The organism is Stenotrophomonas sp. PS02298, assembly GCF_029959445.1.
Classification (GTDB): Bacteria; Pseudomonadota; Gammaproteobacteria; order Xanthomonadales; family Xanthomonadaceae; genus Stenotrophomonas.
On sequence record NZ_JASCOR010000231.1, the window covers coordinates 1 to 4,747 of the forward strand.

At 64.6% G+C, this 4,747-nt stretch carries 5 protein-coding genes; all 5 read left to right on the forward strand.

All coding sequences use genetic code 11. The features are described 5' to 3' along the window. Window positions 1-289: 289 nt before the first annotated feature. The 5 genes from ftsE (at window position 290) to rpoH (ending at window position 4,567) form a co-directional block, all read left to right on the forward strand. On the forward strand, window positions 290-976 hold the full coding sequence (gene ftsE / locus QMX78_RS20075; protein ID WP_282272950.1) for a cell division ATP-binding protein FtsE: 687 nt from the start codon (window positions 290-292) through the stop codon (window positions 974-976). Then, window positions 973-1,941, forward strand: coding sequence for a permease-like cell division protein FtsX (gene ftsX, locus QMX78_RS20080; RefSeq protein ID WP_282272952.1), 969 nt, complete (start codon window positions 973-975; stop codon window positions 1,939-1,941). The genes ftsE and ftsX overlap by 4 nt, the downstream gene beginning before the upstream one ends. Window positions 1,942-1,948: 7 nt before the next feature. Continuing rightward, window positions 1,949-2,791, forward strand: a complete 843-nt coding sequence (locus QMX78_RS20085) for a response regulator (RefSeq protein WP_282272954.1) — start codon at window positions 1,949-1,951, stop codon at window positions 2,789-2,791. Beyond that, window positions 2,788-3,513 carry a uracil-DNA glycosylase gene (gene ung / locus QMX78_RS20090; RefSeq protein ID WP_282272956.1) on the forward strand — a complete coding sequence of 242 codons (726 nt, stop codon included), beginning with the start codon at window positions 2,788-2,790 and terminating at the stop codon, window positions 3,511-3,513. Before QMX78_RS20085 ends, ung begins: the two co-directional genes overlap by 4 nt. A 178-nt stretch (window positions 3,514-3,691) precedes the next feature. Then, on the forward strand, window positions 3,692-4,567 hold the full coding sequence (rpoH, locus tag QMX78_RS20095; RefSeq protein WP_282272958.1) for an RNA polymerase sigma factor RpoH: 876 nt from the start codon (window positions 3,692-3,694) through the stop codon (window positions 4,565-4,567). The last annotated feature ends 180 nt before the right edge of the window (window positions 4,568-4,747 follow it).

Sequence of the window (4,747 nt, forward strand, 5' to 3'; positions counted from 1 at the left end):
GAGCCATGCTCGGCAGCGGCATTACCGGTAAAGCCCCTTGCCGAGCATGGCTCGGCACTAGAGCGCCCTCCCTTTTGCGCAGCTAAAGGGGAGGGTTGGGGAGGGGTAAGCTTTTTGCCGGTTGATGCAATCCCGGTTTCGGGGTGCGTGCCGCTTTTACCGCATGGCTGGTAAGGCCCCTTGCCGAGCATGGCTCGGCACTACAGGTTTCGCTCTGCCGAGCATGGCTCGGCACTACACGTGACCTGTATCCCCCGCAGTCCGCCCGCGCTCCTGCATAATCAGCACGATGAGCGTCCTGCGTTTTGACAATGTCAGCAAACAGTATGCCGGTGGCCATCAGGCGCTGCTGGATGTCAGCTTTGAGGTGGCGGCCGGCGAGATGCTGTTCGTTACCGGGCACTCCGGTGCCGGCAAGAGCACCTTGCTCAAGTTGATCCATCTCAGCGAGCGGCCCAGTCGTGGCGCGGTGATCTTTGGCGAGCGCAACCTGCTCAAGGTGCGCGGCGGCAAGGTTGCCTTGCATCGGCGCGAAGTCGGCGCGGTCTACCAGGATCATCGCCTGCTGGTTGACCGCAGCATTGGCGAGAATGTCGCCCTGCCGCTGATCCTGCGCGGCGACCGCCGTGCCGATACCGGCAAGCGGGTGCGTTCGGTGCTGGAGCGGATGGGCCTGGGCCACCGCGAGAAGGCGCTGCCCAGCGAACTGTCGGCCGGTGAGCAGCAGCGCGTCGGCATCGCCCGCGCGATTGTCGCCGAGCCCAAGTTGCTGGTGGCCGACGAGCCCACCGGCAACCTCGACCCGACCCTGGCCGCGGAAATCATGACCTTGTTTGCCGAGCTGCCGGCGCGCGGCACCAGTGTGCTGGTGGTCAGCCATGACCTGGCCCTGCTCAAGCAGATGCGCAAGCGTGTGTTGATCCTCGACCACGGCCGCCTGGTCGATGACATCTCGCCGCAGGACCTGGCCGAATGACTAGCAGCAACAGCAGCGAGAAGTCCGCAACGAACACCAGCACGGCGGCACCGTCGCGGCTGGCCACCTGGATCAACCACCATCTGCACAGCGTGGTGTTCAGCCTTGGCCGCGCACTGCGCAGGCCGTGGGCAACCGCGCTGACGGTGGCGGTGATGGCGCTGGCCTTGGCACTGCCGTTGGGGCTGTCGATCGGGCTGGACAACCTCAAGCATTTCTCCGGCAGCGTGCAGCAGTCGCGCGATATCAACCTGTTCCTGAAGACCGATGTGGACGGCGCCGCCGCACAGGAACTGGCCAAGACCCTGCGTGCCCGTGCCGATGTGCAGCAGGTGCAGCTGCGTACGCCGGATGAAGGCCTGGCCGAGCTGCGTGAGAACGCTGGTCTGGGCGAGGCCATCGATGCGCTGGGTGAGAACCCGCTGCCCACGCTGCTGATCGTGACTCCAGCCGATGGCGCCGACGCAGCGCTGGCCAAGTCGCTGGAAACCCTGCCGCAGGCGGACCTGGTCCAGCACGATGCACTCTGGAGGCAGCGCCTGGATGGCTGGCTGAGCTTCGGCGCACGCCTGGTGCAGGTGTTGTCGGTGCTGCTGGGTCTGGGGGCAGCGCTGGTGGTCGGCAATACCGTGCGCCTGGACATCCAGGCACGGCGCGAGGAAATCGGCGTGCTGCAGTTGCTGGGTGCCAGCGACGGTTTCATCCGCCGCCCGTTCGTCTATCTGGGCGCGTGGTACGGGCTCGGTGCCGGTGCCGTGGCGCTGGGCCTGATAGGCGTGTGCGGGCTTGCCCTGCGCGCGCCCTTGGCCAACCTGTCGCAGAGCTACGGCAGTCCTTTCATGTTGCATGGCCTGGATCTGCTGCATTCGGGCATGGTGCTGGTTGGCACCACGATCCTGGGTTGGTTGGGGGCATGGCTGGTGACCGGTCACTTCCTCAGGCAGACTCGCCCGACCGAAACCTGAGGCCCGCATGTCCACGCACGAGCTCAAGCACCTGATCAGCGACGCGCCGCGGGTAATGGTGGTCGACGGATCCAAACTGGTACGGCGCCTGATCAGCGACGTGCTCAAGCGCGAACTGCCTGATGTCGAGGTGGTGGGCTGCGCCAGCATCGCCGAGGCGCGTGAAGCGCTGGCCGCTGGCCCGGTGCATCTGGTCACCACGTCGCTGGCCCTGCCTGATGGCGATGGCCTGGCGCTGGCGCGTGGCGTGCGCGAAACCGCCGGGCAGGCCTATGTGCCGGTGATCGTGGTTTCCGGCGATGCCCAGCAGCATCTGGAACAGCGCCGCTTCACCGAATACGTCACCGACTATTTCGACAAGGCGCTGGGCCATGAAGCCTTGGCGACCTTCATCCGTGGCTATGTGCAGCCAGAGCCGGTGGCCAATGCCACTGTGCTGTATGTCGAAGACAGCCGCGTGGTGGCCGAAGCCACCAAGCGCATGCTCGAACGCCATGACCTGCATGTCGTGCACGTGCTTACCGCCGAGGATGCGTTCTCGCTGCTCACCGCCGAGTCACTGGGCCGCACCACGCGGCAGGTGGACCTGGTGCTGACTGACGTCACCCTCAAGGGCGAGCTTAGCGGCCGCGATGTGGTCGAACGCATCCGCGTCGACTTCGCCTATGGCAAGCGACGCTTGCCGGTGCTGGTGATGACCGGTGACAGCAATCCGCACAACCAGTCGGCACTGCTGCAGTCCGGCGCCAATGACCTGGTGCAGAAACCGATTGAAGAGCGCTTGCTGGTGACCAAGGTGCTGTTCCAGCTGCGGTTGGCACGCATGGCACAGCCAGCGGTGGTGCTGTGAGCGAAGACGGCGCACAGATCCAGCTTGAGTCCAGTTGGAAGACGCGCATCGGTGATTGGCTGCTGCGTCCGGAGATGCGTGAGCTGTCGGCTTTCCTGCGCAAGCGCAAGGCAGCCGGGGCGCATGTGTTCCCGCCCGGCCCGGAAATCTTTGCTGCCTTCAACGCCACCCCGTTCGAGCAGGTCAAGGTGGTGGTGCTGGGCCAGGACCCGTACCACGGTTATGGCCAGGCGCATGGCCTGAGCTTCTCGGTGAAGCCGGGCGTGCCGGTGCCGCCGTCCTTGCTCAACATCTATAAAGAGATCGAGGCCGACCTGGCCATCCCGCGCCCGGACCACGGCTGCCTGCTGCCATGGGCGCAGCAGGGCGTGCTGCTGCTCAATGCGGTGCTGACGGTGGAAGAGGGCAAGGCAGGCGCGCATCAGGGCCGCGGCTGGGAGGGGTTCACCGACCACGTGGTCGACGTGCTCAACCGCGAGCGCGAAGGCCTGGTGTTCCTGCTGTGGGGCGCCTACGCCCAGCAGAAGGGCAAGGTCATCGATACCCGGCGCCACCGCGTGTTCAAGGCGCCGCATCCCTCGCCGTTGTCCGCGCACCGTGGCTTCCTCGGCTGCCGGCATTTCTCGCAGGCCAATGACTACCTGGCCCGCAACGGCCACGCCCGGATCGACTGGCGTCTGCCGGCCTTGGCTGACCTGCCACTGGCACCGGCTGATCGCTGAACTGATTTGATTCCTGTCATATCGCGGTGACCTTGGCTTTGCTACCTTGGAGAGGTTGGGAATGCTGCTGTTGCTGCCGCCTATTCAGGTTTGACCTCGAGTTTGCGAACAAAAACAGAACGCTGGAACTTTTTCTGTACTGAGCAGTCCAATAGTTCGACTGCTAAGATGAGGTCCTATGAACCTGAACACCTCTACTGCCCTTGTGGCAAACAATCTCCCGATCCCCAGTGCGCTCGGTTCGCTGGACGCCTACATCGGTGCCGTGCACCAGATCCCGGTGCTGTCGGTCGATGAGGAGCAGGAACTGTCGCGTCGCTTCCGCGACGAGCAGGATCTGAACGCCGCGCGTGAGCTGGTGCATTCGCACCTGCGCTTCGTGGTGCACGTGGCCCGCGGTTACAACGGCTACGGCCTGCAGCTGGGCGACCTGATCCAGGAAGGCAATATCGGCCTGATGAAGGCGGTCAAACGCTTCGACCCGGACATGGGCGTGCGCCTGGTGTCCTTCGCGGTGCACTGGATCCGTGCCGAGATGCACGAGTTCATCCTCAAGAACTGGCGCATCGTCAAGGTCGCCACGACCAAGGCGCAGCGCAAGCTGTTCTTCAACCTGCGCAAGTCCAAGACCCGCCTGGGCTGGATGAACGCCGCTGAGGTCAGCGCCGTCGCCAAGGATCTGAACGTCTCCGAGCGTGAAGTGATGGAGATGGAATCGCGCCTGTCCGGTCGCGACATCGGCTTCGATGCGCCGTCGGATGAAGACGACGATCATGCGCCGCCGTCGCCGGCTGCGTATCTGGTCGCGCGCGATGAAGATCCGTCGCAAGCCTATGAGCGCGAGGACAGCGAAGACAACCAGCTGAGCCTGCTGCGCGAAGGTCTGGCCAAGCTCGACCAGCGTTCGCGCGACATCATCGCCCGTCGTTGGCTGGAAGCGGACAGCAAGGTGACGCTGCAGGAACTGGCAGATGAGTACGGCGTTTCGGCTGAGCGCATCCGCCAGATCGAAGCCAACGCGCTGAAGAAGATGAAGGCACTGTTCGCCGCCTGAGCAAGGCAGCAGCAGTAACACGAAGGCCCGGGGAAACCCGGGCCTTTGTTTTTGTAGTGCCGAGCCATGCTCGGCAAGAGGCCTTGTGCACGAACTAACCCCCTGTAGTGCCGAGCCATGCTCGGCAGGGGCCTTGCCGGCGGCGGTTGGTCCGTGCATGGAGCCCCTGCCGAGCATGGC